The organism is Bradyrhizobium ottawaense (assembly GCF_002278135.3).
GTDB classification, from domain to species: domain Bacteria; phylum Pseudomonadota; class Alphaproteobacteria; order Rhizobiales; family Xanthobacteraceae; genus Bradyrhizobium; species Bradyrhizobium ottawaense.
Genome location: NZ_CP029425.2, coordinates 1,188,620 through 1,208,316 on the forward strand (window position 1 = coordinate 1,188,620; position 19,697 = coordinate 1,208,316).

The window sequence follows — 19,697 nt, forward strand, 5'->3', positions numbered from 1 at the left end:
ATCTCTGAGACGCGGCGACAGACGCGTGGGCACGCTCCGCTTTGCCTACCCTACGAGACCTCACTCCGCCGCGTTCACCGTGAGCTCGGGCCATAGCGCCTTCCAGCGTGCGGCCTTCGCCTCGTAATTCGTCGCGGAAAAATTCGGGCCCGGATTCGGCCGCGCGATCAGCCCTGCGACATCGTCAAACCCGTGCGGCGCGTAGACCTCGTAGCCACCGCCTGTGCGCCTGACCCCGACCTGCGTGTTCTGCGTGAGGAAGCGGTCGATGCCTTCCCTCGAGCTTCTCAGCGGCGGATAGGGCAGGCCGTGCTTGGCCGGGTATCACAGATGCACACGCGCCTGGTTGCGGATCTCGACCTTGGCGCCGAGATGCGCGAGCCGCTCATGCAGGGCGCGGATCACCGAATCCTCCGCCTCCCACGATGTATCGGGATCGAAATAGAACGCATCGTAGTCGGCGATGCCGTGATCGACGGGGCGGCCGGTGAGCACGTTCCATACGGTCTGCACCAGGCATCCCGAGACCAGCCATGCATCCGGCAGATCGAGCTGCGCCAGCACGTCGATGATCGTGACGTTGACGGGATTTCTCAGCGCGAGCGCGAGGAATTCGTCACGGTTCATCGTGCGATGAGGCGGCTCAATGCACGGCGGTGAAGAACCGGCCGAGCCGGAAGCCGGAGAGCCAGGTGTAAACCGGCTGGCCGCGTATGCCGAGATCCCAGGAGCCGAGCACCGCATCGGCACGGCCGATCAGATTGTCGATCGGCAACAGGCCGACGCCGCCGGACCGCAGCGGCACGCGGCTGTCGGCGGAATTGTCGCGGTTGTCGCCGAGCACGAAGAGGTGGCCGGCCGGCACCGTCACTTCCGGCGAGTTGTCGAGCGGACCGTTGTCGCGCATCTTGAAGATCAAATGCGAGACGCCGTTCGGCAGCGTCTCGACATAGCGATAGGCGGGCTCGCTGCCGCCATTGTCGTCCTCGGCGGCGCCAACGCCGTCGGGCTTGAGCTCGGCGGGGCGGTCGTTGATGAAGAGCTGGCCTTGCCGCATCTGGATGCGATCGCCCGGCAATCCCACGACGCGCTTGACCCAGGCCTGCGAGCGATCGCCGGGCCAGCGGAACACGACGACGTCACCCTGCTTCGGCGTCTCCGCGAAGACGCGGCCGCTCTCGGGCAGGCTGATCTGGATCGGCAGCGACGAGGTGCCGTAGCCGTAGGGGAATTTCGAGGCGAGCAGCGCATCGCCGATCAGCAGCGTCGGTTCCATCGAGCCTGACGGCACGTAGAACGGCTCGGCAAGCGCGCCCTTGGCGATGAAGACGGCGGCGACGATGCCGGCGAGTTGAACGATCTGCCCGCCCCAGCCGCTGCTCTTCCGCTTGGGGGTGACGGTGACCTTTTCTTCCACGCTCATGCGCCCGTTCCACCCACGGTGATGCGCTCCATCAGCAGCGACGGCTGGCCGACGCCGACAGGCACGCCCTGTCCATTCTTGCCGCAGGTGCCGATGCCGGTATCGAGCGCAAGGTCGTTGCCGATCATGCGGATGCGATGCAAATCGGTCGGCCCGTTGCCGATCAGCATGGCGCCCTTCAGCGGCGCGCCCAGCTTGCCGTTCTCGATCTTGTAGGCCTCGGTGCACTGGAAAACGTACTTGCCTGAGGTGATGTCCACCTGGCCGCCGCCGAAATTCGCAGCGAAGACGCCGTTCTTCACCGATGCGAGGATCTCGGCCGGATCGCGGTCGCCCGCGAGCATGTAGGTGTTGGTCATGCGCGGCATCGGCACGTGGGCATAGCCCTGGCGACGGCCGTTGCCGGTCGGCTTCATGTTCATCAGCCGCGCGTTCTGGCGGTCCTGCATGTAGCCGACCAGGACGCCGTCCTCGATCAGCACGGTGCGATTGGTCGGCGTGCCCTCGTCGTCGATCGACAGCGAGCCGCGGCGCGAGGCCATGGTGCCGTCGTCGACCACGGTGACGCCCTTGGCCGCGACCTGCTGGCCCATCAGGCCGGCAAATGCCGACGTCTTCTTGCGGTTGAAGTCGCCTTCGAGGCCGTGGCCGACCGCTTCATGCAGCATCACGCCGGGCCAGCCGGCCCCGAGCACGACGTCCATCTCGCCGGCGGGGGCGGGGATCGATTCCAGATTGACCAAGGCCTCGCGCAACGCGCCGTCGGCGGCATCGCGCCAGTTCTTGCTCTCGATGAATTCAGCATAGCCGGCGCGGCCGCCATAACCCTTGCTGCCGCTCTCCTGGCGGTCGCCCTGGCCGGCGACCACGGAAATGTTCACGCGCACCAGCGGGCGGATGTCGCGATAGCTCTCGCCGTCGGGCCGCAGGATCTCGACGACCTGCCAGGTCGCACCCAGGCTGACGCTGACCTGCCGCACGCGCGGATCCTTGTCGCGCAGATAAGCGTCGATCTCGGCGAGCAGTTTTACTTTTGTCTCGAAGCCCGGGGCATCCAGCGGGTTGTCATCGCCGTAAAGGCGCACATTGGTGTGCGCGGGCGGCGCGGCGAAGCTGCCGGAATAGCCGCCGCGTACGGCTGCGACTGCATCGGCGGCGCGAATCAGCGCCGGCAGCGAGACGTCGGAGGAGTGGGCGTAGCCCACGGCATCATCCTTGACCGCGCGTAAGCCAAAACCTTGCGAGGTGTCGTAGGTCGCCTGCTTCAGCCGCCCATTGTCGAACATCAGCGCTTCGGTCTGGCTGTACTCCAGGAACAGCTCACCGTCGTCGGCACCGGAAAGCCCGCGTGCGACCTCGTGGCGAACCTGGTCGCGATCGAGATTGGCGCGGTCGAGCAGGGAGGTCGTGGCAGGGTTTGTCATGCGTCCGTCCATTATCGGAAGATGTGGGGCAAGATAATGGTTTCGGACCGGTTCCGCGAGGGGGCGGGGCGTCACATTACGGAAACGATAGGATTGCCGACGGTGTTGTCGAAAATGTTGGCCGCGAGCATCAATCCATCACCGTCACCCCCGCGCAACGGCGAAGCCGTTGTCGCTGGAGGCGGTCGCTTCTTCAGCGGCCCTCGAAGGATGAACGGGATTAAGAACGTGCGATCGGATTGCCGCCCCTACGGCAGCTTGTCATAGCCTTCACCGAGCCCGTTCAGGCTGAGCGGGAAGCCGATGCCTTCTTCCGGGGTCTCGAAGATGATGAAGGTGGCGGTCTTGGCGGTGCGGAGCTGGCCGAGCAGCTTGTCGTCCATGACGACCTCGGCGACGCAGCCATTGGGCAGGCAGCGGACGAATCCGGCGCGGCCGACGTCCTGGTTGTCGAGCTTCAACCCGAGACCGGAGGGCAGCAGGACCCCGAGCGGCGCGACCACGCGCATCAGGCGGCTCTTCTGGTCGGCGGTCTTCAGCACGATGACGGTCAGGCCGGCATTGGAGCGGTCTTCGGCGACCACGCTCTGGATCAGGGCGCATTGCTCGGTTTGGGCGCCAGGCGGCGTGTCGCAGCGAATCTGCCAGTCGCCATGCACGGAGCGCACCGCGCCCTGCGCATGGGCGAGGCCGGGGAGTGCCAGAACGACGAGCGCAGCCAGCAGGCTGGCCAGCGCCGGGAGGCGGGTCATCTGCCTTCTCGCCAGCCTTGCCATCGATTTCGAAAGCCCCATCGGGTCGGTCCCTCTGCTCGCCTGGGTCGCTCGCGCTTGGCGGACTAATCTGGCGGACTGATACGGGAATGACGGCGTCTTGAAGGCGATTCCCAAGCAAATTCCACGCCGCCCCGCGCCGCCGCCGCCCGCACGAATCAGGTTCCTGCGCGGCCATCTGTCAGTGCCTACCGCGGGCAATTCCGCTGTCAAGCGGCAGCATCCCGGCAAACGGTATTTTTGTCTGATCTTACTAGGAAATATCTTGCGGGTGATCGCTGGCAGACGGGGCTCAAGACTGCATTGCGATAGATCAAAAATTATGGTTTGAGAGGCTTGATTTCGGCGTTCTAGCGATCTGGCCCCAATTCCTCTTAGAGGTATTCTTGCGCGGCGGTTTGTCAGGCGGGCGGATCGAATAAGCGTTTCCCGCAAGCAGGGGGGAGCGCACTTGGGGTGATTTCGTAAGGGGAGCGCGAACGGCATGAGGATGTCGATGGGCCCGGTGGGCCGGCACTTGCTGGGATTGGCCGTGGCGGGTCTGACGCTGGCGACGGGCGGTGCGGCATTTGCCGAGCTCGGGCAGCCGAAGCCCTGGGAATGGACGCTTCAGGAGTCCGGCTCCCCGGTGATGGACAACATCATCTGGTTCCACAACTTCCTGTTCGTGCTGATCACGCTGATCACGCTGTTCGTCCTGGCGCTGCTCGTGGTCGTGGTCATCAAGTTCAACGCGCGGGCCAATCCGGTGCCGTCGCGGACCACCCACAACACGCTGATCGAGGTGGCTTGGACGCTGGTTCCGGTGCTGATCCTGGTCGGCATCTCGGTGCCGTCGTTCCGGCTTCTGTTCCTCGAGCTCGATGTGCCGAAGGCGGATATCACCATCAAGGCGACCGGCAAGCAGTGGTACTGGTCCTATGCCTATCCCGATAACGGCAAGTTCGAGTTCGATTCGCTGATGGCGCAGGACAAGCAGCCCCGCCTGCTCGGCGTCGACAACGAGATGGTGGTGCCCGTCAACAAGGTGATTCGTGTCCAGGTCACCGGCGCCGACGTCATCCACGCCTTCGCGCTGCCGGCTTTCGGCGTCAAGATCGACGCCATTCCGGGCCGGCTGAACGAGACCTGGTTCAAGGCGACCAAGACCGGCATGTTCTACGGCCAGTGCTCGGAGCTCTGCGGCAAGGACCACGCCTTCATGCCGATCGCGATTCGCGTCGTGAATGACCAGGAGTTCGCCTCCTGGGTCGAGACGGCAAAGAAGAAATTTGCGAGCGGCGGCACCAGCACCTACGCCTCCGCGGCCGGCCCGACGCAGTAGGCGTCGGGTGACGGCTTGAGGGACTGAAAGCGACATAAGGGCGGGACCTCCAGAGGTCCGATTGGGACGCAAGGCAGGATTTGAAAATGGCAACGAGCGCAGCGGCACACGGCGATCACGCCCACGGACATGACGAGCATGCCCATCCGACCGGATGGCGCCGCTACGTCTATTCGACCAACCACAAGGACATCGGCACGATGTACCTGATCTTCGCGGTCATCGCCGGCGTCATCGGCGCCGCGATGTCGATCGCGATCCGTGCCGAGCTGATGTATCCGGGCGTGCAGATCTTCCACGAGACGCACACCTATAACGTGTTCGTGACCTCTCACGGCCTGATCATGATCTTCTTCATGGTCATGCCCGCGATGATCGGCGGCTTCGGCAACTGGTTCGTGCCGCTGATGATCGGCGCGCCCGACATGGCGTTCCCGCGCATGAACAACATCTCGTTCTGGCTGCTGCCGGCCTCCTTCGCCCTGCTGCTGATGTCGACCTTCGTCGAGGGCGAGCCGGGTGCCAACGGCGTCGGCGCCGGCTGGACCATGTACGTGCCGCTGTCGAGCTCGGGCCATCCGGGCCCGGCCGTCGACTTCGCGATCCTGTCGCTGCATCTGGCGGGCGCCTCGTCGATCCTCGGCGCCATCAACTTCATCACCACGATCTTCAACATGCGCGCGCCGGGCATGACCCTGCACAAGATGCCGCTGTTCGTGTGGTCGATCCTGGTGACGGTGTTCCTGCTGCTGCTGTCGCTGCCGGTGCTTGCCGGTGCGATCACCATGCTGCTGACCGACCGCAATTTCCACACGACCTTCTTCGCGCCTGACGGCGGCGGTGACCCCGTGCTGTTCCAGCATCTGTTCTGGTTCTTCGGTCACCCCGAGGTGTACATTCTGATCCTGCCCGGCTTCGGCATGGTCAGCCAGATCATCTCCACCTTCTCGCGCAAGCCAGTGTTCGGCTATCTCGGCATGGCCTACGCCATGGTCGCGATCGGCGGCATCGGCTTCGTGGTGTGGGCGCACCACATGTACACGGTCGGCATGTCGTCGGCGACGCAGGCCTATTTCGTCGCTGCGACGATGGTGATCGCGGTTCCGACCGGCGTGAAGATCTTCTCGTGGATCGCCACGATGTGGGGCGGCTCGATCGAATTCCGGGCCCCGATGATCTGGGCCGTGGGCTTCATCTTCCTGTTCACGGTCGGCGGCGTCACCGGCGTCGTGCTGGCGAACGCCGGCGTCGACCGCGTGCTGCAGGAGACCTACTACGTCGTCGCACACTTCCACTACGTGCTGTCGCTCGGTGCGGTGTTCGCGATCTTCGCCGGCTGGTACTACTGGTTCCCGAAGATGTCGGGCTACATGTACAACGAGACGCTCGCGAAGGCGCACTTCTGGGTCACCTTCATCGGCGTCAATCTGGTGTTCTTCCCGCAGCACTTCCTCGGCCTGTCGGGCATGCCGCGCCGTTACGTCGACTATCCCGACGCGTTCGCGGGCTGGAACCTGGTCTCGTCGGTCGGCTCCTACATCTCCGGCTTCGGCGTGCTGATCTTCCTCTACTGCGTGCTCGACGCCTTCATGAAGAAGGTGCCGGCGGGCGACAATCCGTGGGGTGCAGGTGCGACCACGCTGGAGTGGACCTTGCCCTCGCCGCCGCCCTTCCATCAGTTCGAAGTGCTGCCGCGCGTGCAGTGATCGATCTCCCGCGGCGCCCGTGACGGGCGCCGCGGCTCTATAACGAAGCGAGTTGAATTAAGTGTCCGTCCTCGACCACAACGCCATCGACATCAATCCCCGCATCTCCGAAGCGGAGGTCGGCGACTACATCGCGCTCTTGAAGCCGCGGGTGATGTCGCTGGTGATCTTCACCGCGCTGGTCGGGATGGCGATGGCGCCCGGGCATTTCCACTGGGTGCTGGCGATCACCTCGCTGCTCTGCATCGCCGTCGGCGCGGGCGCCTCGGGCGCGCTCAACATGGCGCTGGAAGGCGATATCGACTCCAAGATGTCGCGCACGGCGAACCGGCCGATTCCGCGCGGCCGCATCACCCGCCCTGAAGCCATGGCGTTCGGCCTGACGCTGTCCTTCTTCTCGGTGATGACGCTCGGCATCCTCGTCAACTGGATCGCGGGCGCGCTGCTCGCCTTCACCATCTTCTTCTACGTCGTGATCTACACCATGTGGCTGAAGCGCTGGACCGCGCAGAACATTGTGATCGGCGGTGCCGCCGGTGCGCTGCCGCCGGTGGTGGCCTGGGCCGCGGTCACAGGCACGGTCGACGTCGAGCCGCTGCTGCTGTTCGCCATCATCTTCTTCTGGACCCCGCCGCACTTCTGGGCGCTGGCGCTGTTCCGCTCCGACGATTACGCGCGCGCCGGCATTCCGATGCTGCCCAACGTCGCCGGTCCCGACGCGACGCGGCTCCAGATCCTGCTCTACACCATCGTGCTGATCGCGGTCGCCGCCGCGCCCTGGGCGCTCGGCTATTTCGACGCCGTTTACGGCATCGTCTCGCTGATCCTCGGCGCCGGCATGCTGGTGCTCGCGATCAACGTCTATCTGCGCCGCGAGCGAGCTGCGTCGCTGCGTGCGACCCGCAAGCTATTCGCCTTTTCGATCCTCTATCTGTTCGTGCTGTTCGCGACCCTGCTGGCCGAGGTCGTGTTCCGGGCACTTGCTCCGCTGGTAGGGGGCGCATGATCGCAGGGATGGTCGACAAACCCGAGCCAGATGGAATCGTCCTCACCGAGGCGCAGAAGAAGAGCCGTCGTCAGCGATCGATTGCGATCGCGCTCGCGCTCGGCGTGCTCGTGGTGCTGTTCTTCGCCGTCACCATGGTCAAGGGGCCGGCAGTCCTCGTGCGGCCGATGTAGGAAACATGGATCACGAGCCGACCATATCGCAGGATGTCAGCGCCAAGCCGGCCAAGCGTGAGCCGACCAAGGGCCGCGGGCTGGGCCGCGATGTGGTGGTTGCTTCCATCTGCGGCGGCGTAGTCGCGCTGATGGTCGGTGCCTCCTACGCGGCGGTGCCGTTCTACAACTGGTTCTGCCGCGCCACCGGCTTCAACGGCACGACCCAGGTTGCGACCTCCGCGCCGGCCACCGGCCCGATCGCGCGGAAAATCTCGGTGCGCTTCGATTCAAACGTCGCGCCCGGCCTGCCCTGGAAGTTCGAGCCGGAGCAGAGCGAGATCGAGGTCAATATCGGCCAGGTCGTGACCGTCTTCTACACCGTGACCAACCAGGCCGCGCGCACCACTGCCGCGCAGGCCGCCTACAATGTCGCGCCGCTGACGGTCGGCTCCTACTTCCAGAAGATCAACTGCTTCTGCTTCACCGAGCAGACCATGGCGCCCGGCGAGAAGCGCGAGATGCCGGTCGTGTTCTACGTCGATCCGTCGATCGCCGACGATCACGAGAACGACGGGCTGAACACGATCACGCTGTCCTACACCTTCTATCCGGTGAAGGATCCCGTGGTGAAGCCGCTGGCATCGGGCGAAGCAGACAAGCGCAAGGGAAATCTCTGACCGCCGGGGCTCGCGCTCGGAAGGTCGGAAACAAGGGGATAAGTGCCTGACAGGCACGGGATTGAGGAGAGAGACCGAAATGGCTACGGCGCACACCAAGCATCACGACTATCACCTGGTCGACCCCTCGCCATGGCCGGCCGTCGGTTCGCTCTCGGCCTTCATCATGGCGGTCGGCGCGATCACCTGGATGCATCACATGTTCTCGGCCGCGCCGATCGTGTTCGGCGTCGGCACCGTGGGCGTGCTCTACACTATGGCGAGCTGGTGGGGCGACGTGATCAAGGAAGCCCAGTACAAGGGCGACCACACCCGCGTCGTGCAGCTGCATCACCGCTATGGCATGATCCTGTTCATCGCCTCCGAGGTGATGTTCTTCGTCGCCTGGTTCTGGGCCTATTTCAACGCCGCGCTGTTTCCGGCCGACGCCGTTCACGCCACCCGCGATGCCGTATTCGGCTGCGGCCTCGGCACCCAGGCCGGCGCCTGCGCCGTCCCCGGCACCTGGCCGCCGAAGGGCATCGAGACCTTCGATCCCTGGCATCTGCCGCTCCTCAACACGCTGATCCTGCTCACGTCGGGCACCACCGTGACCTGGGCGCACCATGCGCTGCTGGAGAACGACCGCCAGGGCCTGAAATACGGCCTGATCCTGACCGTCGTGCTGGGTGCGCTCTTCACCTGCGTGCAGGCCTACGAGTACAGCCATGCGGCGTTCTCGTTCGGCGGCAACGTCTATGGCGCGACCTTCTTCATGGCGACTGGCTTCCACGGCTTCCACGTGCTGGTCGGCACCATCTTCCTGCTGGTGTGCCTGTTCCGCGCTTACGCCGGCCACTTCACGCCGAAGCAGCATCTCGGCTTCGAGTTCGCCGCCTGGTACTGGCACTTCGTCGACGTGGTCTGGCTGTTCCTGTTCCTCTGCATCTACGTCTGGGGACACGGCGCCGAGACCATGGCCCACGGCGCGCACTGAGCCGCGACAACGAGATCAGAAAGGGCGGCCGCCGGGCCGCCCTTTCGCTTTTGGGCCGCCGGAAGCTCCCGCGAAAATTGTGATAGAGTCTGCCATCATGAACGACACCGCCGGCAAGCCCGAGCCTGAAACCACCGTCCTGCAAAGCGCGCTGCGCGGGCTTGCCTGCCGATGCCCGCGCTGCGGCCAGGGCAAGCTCTATGCGGGCTTCCTCAACCTCGCACCCGCCTGCGACCGCTGCGGTCTCGACTACGCCTTCATCGATACCGGCGACGGGCCGGCGATCTTCATCATCATGCTGGCCGGTGGGATCGTGGTAGCAGCTGCGCTCATCGTCGAGGTCAAATACCAGCCGCCTTACTGGCTGCATGCGGCGCTGTGGTTGCCGCTGATCCTGGCCACCACGCTGCTGCCGCTGCGCGCGATGAAGTCGCTGCTGATCGCGCTGCAATTCCACCACAAGGCGGCGCCGGGCCGGTTGGTCGACCGCGCGAAATGAACCAGCCTGCGCGCAAGCCCCGCGTGGCCGGCTTCGCGCTGTTCACGCTGTTCCTGACGGCCGTCTTCGTCGCGCTCGGTGTCTGGCAATTGCAGCGCCGGACCGCCAAGCACGCGCTGGTCGCGGCGCTCACCGAGCGCCTTGCAGAGGCGCCCGTCGCGCTGCCGCCGTCTTCGCAATGGGCTGCACTCAATCCCGCGCGCGACGAATTCCGCCGCGTCAGCTTCACCGCGACCTACGCAGCCCTGCCGGATGCGATGGTCTATTCCTCGGGCTCGGCGGTGCGCAAGGACGCCTCCGGCCCCGGCACCTGGGCGTTCCTGCCGGCGCGACTTCCCAGCGGCGAGACGGTCGTGATCGATGCGGGCTTCGTCGAGAACACCATGCAGGACCGCAGCGTCGAGGATGGCGCGGTGAAGAAGCTCGTTACCGGGCAGCCGGTCGCGCTCACCGGTTATCTGCGCTTTCCCGAGCCGTCCGGCTGGCTGACGCCGGCGGAGAACCGCGACAAGCGGCTCTGGTTCGTGCGCGATCATCCGGCCATCGCAAGCGCGCTCGGCTGGGGCGCGGTTGCGCCGTTCTATGTCGACCTCGAGCAACCGGTGCCCGAGAACGGCATCCCGCGCCCGGGGCCGCTCGACGTGCATTTGAAGGACGACCACCTGCAATACGCCGTCACCTGGTTCATGCTGGCAGGCGCCGTGCTGATCGCCTTCGCCGTGTGGGCAAGAGGCCGGCGGCAGAGCTGGGCTCGACCGTAGATACCCCGTGGGAACCCGGTATCGCCCGGGGTTTATTATTCAGCGCACATTCACGAGTGTGGTTCTAAGCCGCCGGTGAGTTTCCGCGGCAGACAGGATTGCGGCGTGAGCGATTTCGACCAGATGGGAATTGTCGTCGATTGGGTGGACGCCTGCCGGAAGGGCGACCTCACGTCGTTGCTCGACCTCTATGCGGACGACGCCCAGGTCGAATGCACGTGCAACGGTGCGCAGCGCTATCGCGGCCGCAGCGAGCTCGAGGCCTATTGGCAGCCGCGACTCAGTGCCTTCTCCTTGGCCGGCTTCGGGCTGGAGGAGATCCATCCCGCGCCCCATGGCGTCGATCTCGAATATTCCGTCGCCGGCGCGCTACGGATTCACGCCTCGTTTCGCTTCAGCCCCGAAGGCAAGATCCGTAGCACGCTGTGCGAGCCGGCGCAACAGAACGCGCATCATGGCTGCGCCTGTTAGGGCATGATCCCGAAGGGCCGCGTGGGCGTAAAGTGTGCGGCGGTTTTCCGACAAGGTCAGCTCAACCAATTGGCTGGACCGGCGCCTCGCGTGCCGGCTCGGCCGGAAGGCGGCAGCGTACATGGGTTCGCCCATCCACGCGCAACAGTGACAGCGATCCGCTGAGCGCGCGCACGCGCTCATGCATGCCGGTCAGGCCGCGGCCGAAAACGTTGCCGTCGGGAAAGCCGCCGCCGTCGTCGGAGATCTCGACGACGAGCGCCTTATCGGTGACGGCTGCCTGGACATGGGCGTTGCTGGCCTTGGCGTGGCGCAGCACGTTGGTCAGCGCCTCCTGGATCACGCGATAGACGGTCTGGGCCAGCGGCCCGGCGATGCCGTCGAGACCCGGATCGATCGTGTCCGTCAGGACGATGTGCGGCGCCTGCTTGCGAAAGTTCTGGAGCAGCGTCTGCACGCTGGTCGAAAGGCCAAGCTCCTGAATGTAGAGCGGCCGCAACCGATCGAGGATACGGCGGTTGGTCTGCTGGAGCGCCTCGACCGATTGCAGCACATCCTGGGCCGACTTGCCGAGATTTCCCGCCGGCGGCGAGGCGTCGACCAGCGCGATCGTGCCGGCGCGGATGCTGAACAGCAGCGGTCCGAGCTCGTCGTGCAATTCGCGGGCGAGATCGCGCCGCTCGTCGTCCTGGAGCGACACCAGGCGGTGCATCAGATCGCGATTGTCCTGGCTCAATTGCGCCAGCGTCGCGGCTAGCGCATTTGCTTCCGCACAGCTCTGCCGGATCTCCGGCGGCCCTCCGACCGGGATCGGCTTTGCGTAGTCGCCGCGCCGCATCCGTGTGAGGCCTTCACCGAGATGCTGCAGGGGACGCAGTGCCGATCCCGCGAAGACGTAAGCGATGATTCCGGTGAGCACGGTCAGCATGGCGACGAGGCCGGTCAGCGCCAGGAAGCCGATCCACTTCTCGAACAGGTCGGCCGACAGGTCCGGCAGGAACACGATATCGCCGACACGCTTGCCATCGATCAGCACCGGGGTCGCAGCGTCCATGTCCGGTACCATGAGCAGGTTGACAAACCACTGCGGAACCCCTTGCAGGTTGTGCCGGCCGTCCTTTCGCGGCTCCGCGGCAGGGCCTTCCGCGGAACGGAACTGGATGTCCGAGGAGGTGGTCAAGGATTGGACAAAGGCGTCGAGCGTCTTCCGCGGGTCGTCCGACGCGCGCAGAGTGTTGTTGAGTGCGGTCGCGATCGTCCGGGTCGAACGTCGAGCGGGCTCGTTCTCGTCGGCGAGCTGGCCGGCCGCGAAGATCTGGAGCAGAACGCCGCCCAGGATCAGCGTTGCGAGAAAGCTCGCGCCAAGTGGAAGAAACAGTTGCGTTCTGAACGAGAGCCGTTGCCACATTAGGTCAATTCTAACGCGCATCGGCGGGATTTACTCTTTCCATTTGTTCCCGCCGGTCTATGAGTCGAACAACAAGAGAGTGCGCGATGCAAGATACCGCCAAGCCGGCGACCAGGGTCCTGATTGTCGATGACCACCCCGTGGTGCTGTCCGGTTGCCGCACCCTGTTCGCTTCGGACCATTCGATCCGTATCGACGAGGCGACCGACGCCAAATCCGGCCATCGCGCCTATGTCAGCAAGCGGCCCGACGTGACCGTGATCGACATCAGCCTGCCCGATGTCTCCGGCTTCGAGCTGATGCGACGCATCCGCAAGGACGACCCCGACGCCAAGATCATCATGTTCAGCATGAACGACGATCCGGCCTTCGTGGTGCGGGCGGTCGAGCTTGGGGCGCAGGGCTATGTCTCCAAGGGCGATGATCCCAGGATCCTGCTGAAAGCGGTGCGCAAGGTGGTCGCGGGCGACAATTACATCTCACCGCAACTCGCGGAAGCCGTGACGTTTTCCGGCGCGGCGATCAAGGCCAACCCGGCCTCGCAGATGACGCCGCGGGAGCTCGAAATTCTCCGCCTGCTCGGACGCGGCGACAAGATCGTGGAAGTCGCCGAGGCGCTCGGCATCTCCTACAAGACCGTCGCCAACACCACGTCCCTGCTCAAGCAGAAGCTGGGAGCCAAGAACCATTCCGACCTGATCAGGATCGCGGTTGAAATCGGGCTGAATTGACGGCCCGGGGCACTGACGGCCCGGGCACTGACGGCCCGGGCACTGGCGGCCCGGCACCGACGGCACCGAACCGGCTGCTCCAGGATGCAGCCGGTTCGGCGAGACGGATTGGTGTCGGCGTGCAGCCGGGCAATGCATGGACACCGCCGACACCCATCCGCGGACACAATGGGTCGAGGTGGCATTCGTTCCGGACCCCCGCAATTGTCGGGATAAAACGGCAATCCTTGGCGCCGGTTCGCTGGAACGCGCTCGCCAAAGCTTGGCCAATGTCGGGAAAAATAGGAACATCTTCCCGCGCTCGTCGTTTTCGCCCTTGACGATTTCGTGACTGACGGCGAAAGGTTGCCGGACAAGTTTCCGCGGGGGCGGCGACCCCAGAGACAAACCGGTCTGCACATATCAACGACAGACCTTCCAAGAGAGGGCTGCGGCACCGCCGCAGCCCTTTTTGCTGGGCAGGGGTGAAGGCGGGAAGCGGTTTCCTGATGCCGCAAAACACTTTATGGTGGCCCAAAGCCTCTGGCTGTTAACAAGTAATTTCGTAAAATCAAAGGCTTAACGAGCGGGCGCAGGCCCGGTCGGCCTTTGGAGGGCAGTTTGACTCGTTATATCTCGACCCGGGGCGAGGCCCCCGAACTCGGCTTCTGCGACGTGATGCTGACCGGGCTTGCGCGCGACGGCGGCCTGTATGTGCCGACGATCTGGCCGCAGCTCTCTGCCGAGACCATCGCCGGCTTCTTCGGCCGCCCCTATTGGGAGGTCGCGGTCGACGTGATCCGTCCCTTCGCCGGCGGCGAGATTTCGGACGCCGAGCTTGGCCGCATGGCGAACGAGGCCTACGCGACCTTCCGCCATCCGGCGGTGGTGCCGCTGCGCCAGATGTCGCCGCACCAGTTCGTGCTGGAGCTGTTCCACGGTCCGACGCTCGCCTTCAAGGACGTGGCGATGCAGCTGATCTCGCGGCTGATGGACCACGTGCTCGCCAAACGCGGCCAGCGCACGACCATCGTGGTCGCCACCTCAGGCGACACCGGCGGCGCTGCGGTCGAAGCCTTCGCCGGCCTCGAGAACGTGGATCTCATCGTGCTGTTCCCGCACGGCCGCATCTCCGAGGTGCAGCGGCGGATGATGACGTCGACGGGCGCGGCCAATGTCCATGCCCTCGCCATCGAGGGCAATTTCGACGACTGCCAGGCGCTGGTGAAGGGGATGTTCAACAACCATCGCTTCCGCGATGCGACCTCGCTCTCCGGCGTCAATTCCATCAACTGGGCGCGCATCGTCGCCCAGGTCGTCTACTATTTCACCTCCGCCGTTGCAGTCGGCGCGCCGGCGCGCGCGGTGGATTTCGTCGTGCCGACCGGCAATTTCGGCGACATCTTCGCCGGCTACGTCGCCAAGCGGATGGGCCTGCCGGTGCGGACCCTGCGCATCGCCGCCAACGTCAACGACATCCTGGCGCGCACGCTGAAGACCGGGATCTACGAGGTGCGCGAGGTGCACGCGACGGCGTCGCCGTCGATGGACATCCAGATCTCGTCCAATTTCGAACGGCTGCTGTTCGAAGCCGGCCGGCGCGATGCCGCCGGCGTGCGCCGTCTGATGGATTCGCTGAAGCAGTCAGGACGTTTCGTGCTGCCAGATGCGACGCTGGCCGCGATCCGCGAGGAGTTCGACGCAGGGCGCGCCGACGAGACCGAGACCGCGGCTGCGATTCGCGCCGGCTGGCGCGAGGCCGGCGAGCTGGTCGATCCCCATACGGCGGTGGCGCTCGCCGTCGCCGACCGCGATACCACCGACACTGGGGTGCCGAGCATCGTGCTCTCCACCGCGCATCCGGCCAAATTCCCCGACGCTGTCGAAGCGGCCTGCGGCCAGCGGCCGCAACTGCCGGCCTGGCTCGACGGATTGATGACCAAATCCGAACACATGAAGGTGATGAAGAACGATCAGGCCGAGGTCGAGCGGTTCGTGCTGTCGGTCAGCCGCGCCGCAAAGCAGGGAGTTGCCGGATGAGCGTCGAGATTTCCAAACTTGCCTCCGGCCTGACCGTCGTCACCGACAAGATGCCCCATCTCGAGACCGCGGCGCTCGGCGTGTGGGCCGGCGTCGGCGGACGCGACGAGAAGCCGAACGAGCACGGCATCTCGCATCTGCTCGAGCACATGGCGTTCAAGGGCACGACGAAACGCTCCTCGCGCGAGATCGTCGAGGAGATCGAGGCGGTCGGCGGCGACCTCAATGCCGGCACCTCGACCGAGACCACGTCCTATTATGCGCGGGTGCTCAAGGCCGACGTGCCGCTCGCGCTCGACGTGCTCGCCGACATCCTCGCCAATCCCGCCTTCGAGCCGGACGAGCTGGAGCGCGAGAAGAACGTCATCGTGCAGGAGATCGGTGCCGCGCAGGATACGCCCGATGACGTCGTGTTCGAGCATCTCAACGAGCTCTGCTACCCCGACCAGCCGATGGGCCGCTCGCTGCTCGGCACGGCCAAGACGCTGCGCGCCTTCAATCGCGATTCGCTGCGCGACTATCTCTCGACGCATTATCGCGGGCCCGACATGGTGGTGGCCGCGGCCGGTGCGGTCGATCACAAGCAAGTGGTCGCTGAGGTCGAGAAGCGCTTCGCAAGTTTTGAGGCGACGCCGGGTCCCAAACCGCAGGCGGCCATGTTCGGCAAGGGCGGCGCCAAGGTGGTGCATCGCGAGCTGGAGCAGGCGCATCTGACGCTGGCGCTGGAAGGCGTGCCGCAGAGCGATCTGTCGCTGTTCTCGCTCCAGGTCTTCACCAACATCCTCGGCGGCGGAATGTCGTCGCGCCTGTTCCAGGAGGTGCGCGAGAAGCGCGGTCTCTGCTACTCGATCTATTCGTTCCACGCGCCCTATACCGACACCGGCTTCTTCGGCCTCTACACCGGCACCGATCCGGCCGACGCGCCGGAGATGATGGAGGTCGTGGTCGACATCATGAACGATTCGGTCGAGACCCTGACCGAGGCCGAGATCGCGCGGGCCAAGGCGCAGATGAAGGCGGGCCTCCTGATGGCGCTGGAGAGCTGCTCTTCCCGCGCCGAGCAGCTGGCGCGCCACGTGCTGGCCTATGGCCGGCCGCAGACGGTCGAGGAGCTGGTGGGCCGGATCGACGCCGTCAGCGTCGAATCGACCCGGGATGCCGCGCGTGCGCTGCTGTCGCGGAGCCGGCCTGCCGTTGTCGCATTAGGCAGTGGCAGGGGTCTGGACACGGCGGTGTCTTTTGCGGAAGGATTGACGCGGGCACGTGCCAAGGCGCGGCTGCATTAGGAGCCGCGCGCGGGCTGAGCTGCCCCGGGAAGCATCACCATGGCCCTCTTTCGCCTGCCGTCCAGTGGACCCGCCGCCCTCGCGCCGCGCGGTAACGGGCTGTTGCTGCGCGCGCCGCAGATGTCGGACTTCCTGCAATGGGCGCATTTGCGCGAGACCAGCCGCGATTACCTGACGCCCTGGGAGCCGATCTGGCCGTCTGACGATCTCACCCGCTCCGGCTTCCGCCGCCGCCTGCGCCGCTATTCCGAGGACATTGCCGCGGACCGTTCCTATCCCTTTCTGATCTTCCGGGAACTCGACGGCGCCATGGTCGGCGGCATCACGCTGGCCAATGTCCGGCGCGGCATCGTGCAGGCCGGCACCATCGGCTATTGGGTCGGCCAACCCCATGCCCATCGCGGCTACATGACGGCTGCACTGCGGGTGCTGCTGCCGACGCTGTTCGGCGAGCTCAATCTGCACCGGGTCGAGGCCGCCTGCATCCCCACCAATGCGCCGTCGATCCGGGTGCTGGAGAAGTGCGGTTTCTCCCGTGAAGGCCTGGCGCGCCGCTATCTCTGCATCAACGGGGTCTGGCAGGACCATTTGCTGTTCGGCCTCCTGCATGAGGATTTCCGCGGCTGAGCGGCTCGCTTCATTGGGCCAAGTCCCCTGGCCAAGTCCTCTGGCCAAGTCCCCTGGTCAAGTCCCCTGCCAAGTCCCTGGCCCAGTCCCCCTTTTTGCTGCCTTGGGTTCGCCGATTTTGGCGATATAACCCGCATGCCCCGGCCGGCGATCGGCCGGATAATTGTCATTGGAGTACGGGCTTTGATGGTGAAGCAGCTTCGGTCATCGCGGAATGTGCTGCGGCGGATGCCGGCGATCGCGCTGGCATTGTCGATGTCGTTCGCGACGGTTTCGCCGGTGGCCGCCCAGTCCTTGACCGACCGCTTCAAGAGCCTGTTCGGCGGCAAGTCGGATGAGCCGGCCCCGCCCAAGCCCGCGCCTGCGCCTGGCCAGCCGGCGGAAGACGACCTCGATTGCCCGCAGGTGACGGTGCGTGCGGGTGCATCGACCTACGCGGTGGGGGCGGCCGGAAAGCCGGCCGTCGGCAATGAGATCCGCTTCCAGGCCTCGATCACCAAGATGGCGCGCGAATGTGCCCGCAGCAGTGCCGGCATCACGGCCCGGATCGGAATCCAGGGCCGCGTGATCGCCGGTCCCGCCGGTGCGCCCGCCACCGTCGAGGTCCCCTTGCGTGTCGCGGTGGTGCAGGGCGGCGTCGGCGAGAAAGTGATCGCCTCGAAGGCTTACCGGACTACGGTCGAGATGTCGGAAGGGGGCAGCGTGCCCTTCACCTTCATCGTCGAGGATCTGGCTTATCCGACGCCCTCCGCCGCGACCGCCGATTCCTATGTCTTCTATGTCGGCTTCGACCCGCAGGCGCTGTCCCCCGAGCCGAAGGGACGGAAGAAGAAGTAGGGGGCTCGTGCCCCGGACGCAGCGCAGCGCTTCTTCAGCGGTGCGCTGCAGAGCCGGGGCCCATGCCGCCCGGCACACTGGGTCCCGGCTCTGCGTCGCGTCATTTCATGACGCGACGCGTCCGGGACACGAGAGTCTTTAGACAAAAAAAGCCGGCGCTCATCGCGCCGGCTTTTTGATTGGTGAAGGCAGAACGCTCAGTTCAGCTTTTGCCGGACCTCGGTGATGCCCTTGGCGATCAGATCGTCGGCAACCGAGCCCTTGACCGACTGCGACAGGATCGTCGAGGCGGCCTGGACGGCGGCTTCCGCGGCTGCGGCACGGACATCGGCGAGCGCCTGGGCTTCGGCGAGCGCGATCTTGCTCTCCGCGGTCTTGGTCCGGCGGGCGACGAAGTCTTCCATCTTCGCCTTGGCCTCAGTCGCGATGCGCTCGGCTTCGCTCCTGGCGTTGGCGATGATGTCGGCGGCCTCGCGTTCGGCCGAGGCGGTGCGCGCCTTGTAGTCGGCGAGCACCTTGGCGGCTTCCTGCTTGAGACGCGTCGCGTCGTCGAGCTCGGCCTTGATGCGGTCGGCGCGATGGTCGAGCGCAACCATCGCTTTCTTGAAGACCCCGAGATAGCCGAACAGGACCATCAGGATCACGAAAGCGATGGCGACCCAGGTTTCAGGATCGAAGAACATATCGACTAACCCTTCAAGGACGCATCAACGGCGGCATTGACCGACGCCGCGTCCGGAACCACGCCGGTGAGCTGCTGCACGATCTGGCCTGCCGCATCGGCGGCGATGCCGCGAACGTTGCTCATGGCGGTTGCGCGGGTCGAGGCGATGGTCTTCTCCGCCCCGGCGAGCTTGGCCGCCAATTGCTCTTCCAGCGTCTTGCGCTCGGCGTCCGCCTGCGCATTCGCCTTGTCGCGGGATTCGTTGCCGATCGCCTGCGCGCGCGAGCGTGCCGAAGCAAGCTCGTTCTCATAGGCCTTCAGCGCCGCGTCGGACTGGTCCTTCAGCTTCTGCGCTTCGGCGAGGTCGCCCTCGATCTTGTTCTGACGGGCCTCGATCGCACCGCCGACACGCGGCAGAGCAAGCTTGGACACGATCACGTAAAGCAGGACGAAGAAGATCGCGAGCGACACCAGCTGTGAAGCGTAGTTGCTGCTCTCGAACGGCGGAAAACCGCCACCGTGGTGACCACCGTCAGCCCCGGTGTGAGCGCCCGCCGCCGGACCTTTTGCGCCGCCATGACTTTCAGCCACGGAGTTCTCCTGTTGCTGTCACACGCGCCGTCCCAATGGGATGGAACGGCGCGAAAAACGTCGTCCTCAGAGCGGAACGAACAGCAGCAGCAGCGCGATCAGCAGCGAGAAAATGCCGAGCGCTTCGGTCACGGCGAAGCCGAAGATCAGGTTGCCGAACTGGCCCTGAGCGGCCGACGGGTTGCGAACGGCTGCGGCGAGGTAGTTGCCGAAGATCACGCCGACGCCGACGCCTGCGCCGCCCATGCCGATGCATGCGATGCCCGCGCCGATAAGTTTTGCTGCTGCCGGATCCATTTTAGACTCCTTGGAAGAAAGATTGGGTTTTGGGTGGAAATT

General features: G+C 65.3%; 21 protein-coding genes and 1 pseudogene. 14 read left to right on the top strand and 8 right to left on the bottom strand.

Translation table 11 applies throughout. The features are described from left to right. Positions 1-60 precede the first annotated feature (60 nt). From CIT37_RS05645 to CIT37_RS05660, 4 genes and pseudogenes are all read right to left on the bottom strand, one after another. Positions 61-627: pseudogene (locus CIT37_RS05645) on the bottom strand (nucleotidyltransferase family protein). 16 nt (positions 628-643) lie between these two features. Further along, positions 644-1,423 carry a signal peptidase I gene (gene lepB, locus CIT37_RS05650; protein WP_018316360.1) on the bottom strand — a complete coding sequence of 260 codons (780 nt, stop codon included), beginning with the start codon at positions 1,421-1,423 and terminating at the stop codon, positions 644-646. Then, entirely contained in the window at positions 1,420-2,847 is a 1,428-nt protein-coding gene (gene tldD / locus CIT37_RS05655; protein ID WP_026201654.1) for a metalloprotease TldD, read from the bottom strand. The genes lepB and tldD overlap by 4 nt, the downstream gene beginning before the upstream one ends. Before the next feature lie 248 nt (positions 2,848-3,095). Further along, positions 3,096-3,641 carry an invasion associated locus B family protein gene (locus CIT37_RS05660; RefSeq protein WP_028139834.1) on the bottom strand — a complete coding sequence of 182 codons (546 nt, stop codon included), beginning with the start codon at positions 3,639-3,641 and terminating at the stop codon, positions 3,096-3,098. 463 nt (positions 3,642-4,104) lie between these two features. Here CIT37_RS05660 and coxB point away from each other — a divergent pair, with 463 nt between their 5' ends. From coxB to CIT37_RS05705, 9 genes are all read left to right on the top strand, one after another. Further along, entirely contained in the window at positions 4,105-4,944 is an 840-nt protein-coding gene (coxB, locus tag CIT37_RS05665) for a cytochrome c oxidase subunit II (protein WP_028139835.1), read from the top strand. Between the two features lie 86 nt (positions 4,945-5,030). After that, the gene (gene ctaD, locus CIT37_RS05670) at positions 5,031-6,650 is read left to right on the top strand and encodes a cytochrome c oxidase subunit I (protein WP_028139836.1); all 1,620 of its coding nucleotides are present in this window, start codon (positions 5,031-5,033) and stop codon (positions 6,648-6,650) included. 61 nt (positions 6,651-6,711) lie between these two features. Next, the gene (locus tag CIT37_RS05675) at positions 6,712-7,656 is read left to right on the top strand and encodes a heme o synthase (RefSeq protein ID WP_038948601.1); all 945 of its coding nucleotides are present in this window, start codon (positions 6,712-6,714) and stop codon (positions 7,654-7,656) included. Then, on the top strand, positions 7,653-7,829 hold the full coding sequence (locus CIT37_RS05680; protein ID WP_018316353.1) for a cytochrome c oxidase system small membrane protein: 177 nt from the start codon (positions 7,653-7,655) through the stop codon (positions 7,827-7,829). The genes CIT37_RS05675 and CIT37_RS05680 overlap by 4 nt, the downstream gene beginning before the upstream one ends. A gap of 5 nt (positions 7,830-7,834) precedes the next feature. Further along, complete coding sequence (locus tag CIT37_RS05685; RefSeq protein WP_095425112.1) at positions 7,835-8,488, top strand: cytochrome c oxidase assembly protein; 654 nt, start codon at positions 7,835-7,837, stop codon at positions 8,486-8,488. Positions 8,489-8,567: 79 nt separating this feature from the next. Beyond that, a complete protein-coding gene (locus CIT37_RS05690) occupies positions 8,568-9,464 on the top strand; it encodes a cytochrome c oxidase subunit 3 (RefSeq protein WP_028139839.1) in 897 nt (298 codons plus the stop codon). A gap of 97 nt (positions 9,465-9,561) precedes the next feature. Further along, a complete protein-coding gene (locus tag CIT37_RS05695; protein WP_038948599.1) occupies positions 9,562-9,963 on the top strand; it encodes a DUF983 domain-containing protein in 402 nt (133 codons plus the stop codon). Beyond that, a complete protein-coding gene (locus tag CIT37_RS05700) occupies positions 9,960-10,724 on the top strand; it encodes an SURF1 family protein (RefSeq protein WP_095425113.1) in 765 nt (254 codons plus the stop codon). The genes CIT37_RS05695 and CIT37_RS05700 overlap by 4 nt, the downstream gene beginning before the upstream one ends. 105 nt (positions 10,725-10,829) lie before the next feature. Next, on the top strand, positions 10,830-11,195 hold the full coding sequence (locus tag CIT37_RS05705; RefSeq protein WP_028139842.1) for a nuclear transport factor 2 family protein: 366 nt from the start codon (positions 10,830-10,832) through the stop codon (positions 11,193-11,195). Between the two features lie 61 nt (positions 11,196-11,256). Here the strand turns inward: CIT37_RS05705 and CIT37_RS05710 are convergent, their stop codons facing one another. Beyond that, complete coding sequence (locus tag CIT37_RS05710; RefSeq protein ID WP_038971881.1) at positions 11,257-12,603, bottom strand: histidine kinase; 1,347 nt, start codon at positions 12,601-12,603, stop codon at positions 11,257-11,259. An 86-nt stretch (positions 12,604-12,689) separates the two neighbouring features. Between CIT37_RS05710 and CIT37_RS05715 the strand changes: the two genes are divergently transcribed. From CIT37_RS05715 to CIT37_RS05735, 5 genes are all read left to right on the top strand, one after another. Beyond that, entirely contained in the window at positions 12,690-13,334 is a 645-nt protein-coding gene (locus CIT37_RS05715; RefSeq protein WP_028139844.1) for a response regulator transcription factor, read from the top strand. Between the two features lie 600 nt (positions 13,335-13,934). Next, the gene (thrC, locus tag CIT37_RS05720; RefSeq protein ID WP_028139845.1) at positions 13,935-15,353 is read left to right on the top strand and encodes a threonine synthase; all 1,419 of its coding nucleotides are present in this window, start codon (positions 13,935-13,937) and stop codon (positions 15,351-15,353) included. Continuing rightward, positions 15,350-16,639, top strand: coding sequence for a M16 family metallopeptidase (locus CIT37_RS05725; RefSeq protein WP_028139846.1), 1,290 nt, complete (start codon positions 15,350-15,352; stop codon positions 16,637-16,639). Before thrC ends, CIT37_RS05725 begins: the two co-directional genes overlap by 4 nt. Positions 16,640-16,678: 39 nt before the next feature. Further along, complete coding sequence (locus tag CIT37_RS05730; RefSeq protein WP_018316343.1) at positions 16,679-17,266, top strand: GNAT family N-acetyltransferase; 588 nt, start codon at positions 16,679-16,681, stop codon at positions 17,264-17,266. Between the two features lie 186 nt (positions 17,267-17,452). After that, complete coding sequence (locus CIT37_RS05735) at positions 17,453-18,103, top strand: hypothetical protein (protein WP_038971883.1); 651 nt, start codon at positions 17,453-17,455, stop codon at positions 18,101-18,103. Between the two features lie 197 nt (positions 18,104-18,300). On the opposite strand, the gene CIT37_RS05740 is transcribed toward CIT37_RS05735, so the two are convergent. From CIT37_RS05740 to CIT37_RS05750, 3 genes are all read right to left on the bottom strand, one after another. Continuing rightward, positions 18,301-18,786, bottom strand: coding sequence for a F0F1 ATP synthase subunit B family protein (locus tag CIT37_RS05740; protein ID WP_028139848.1), 486 nt, complete (start codon positions 18,784-18,786; stop codon positions 18,301-18,303). Between the two features lie 5 nt (positions 18,787-18,791). Next, positions 18,792-19,358 (bottom strand): F0F1 ATP synthase subunit B, encoded by a 567-nt coding sequence (locus CIT37_RS05745; RefSeq protein ID WP_028139849.1) that lies wholly within the window; start codon positions 19,356-19,358, stop codon positions 18,792-18,794. 66 nt (positions 19,359-19,424) lie between these two features. After that, on the bottom strand, positions 19,425-19,655 hold the full coding sequence (locus CIT37_RS05750) for a F0F1 ATP synthase subunit C (protein ID WP_007599451.1): 231 nt from the start codon (positions 19,653-19,655) through the stop codon (positions 19,425-19,427). Positions 19,656-19,697: the final 42 nt, after the last annotated feature.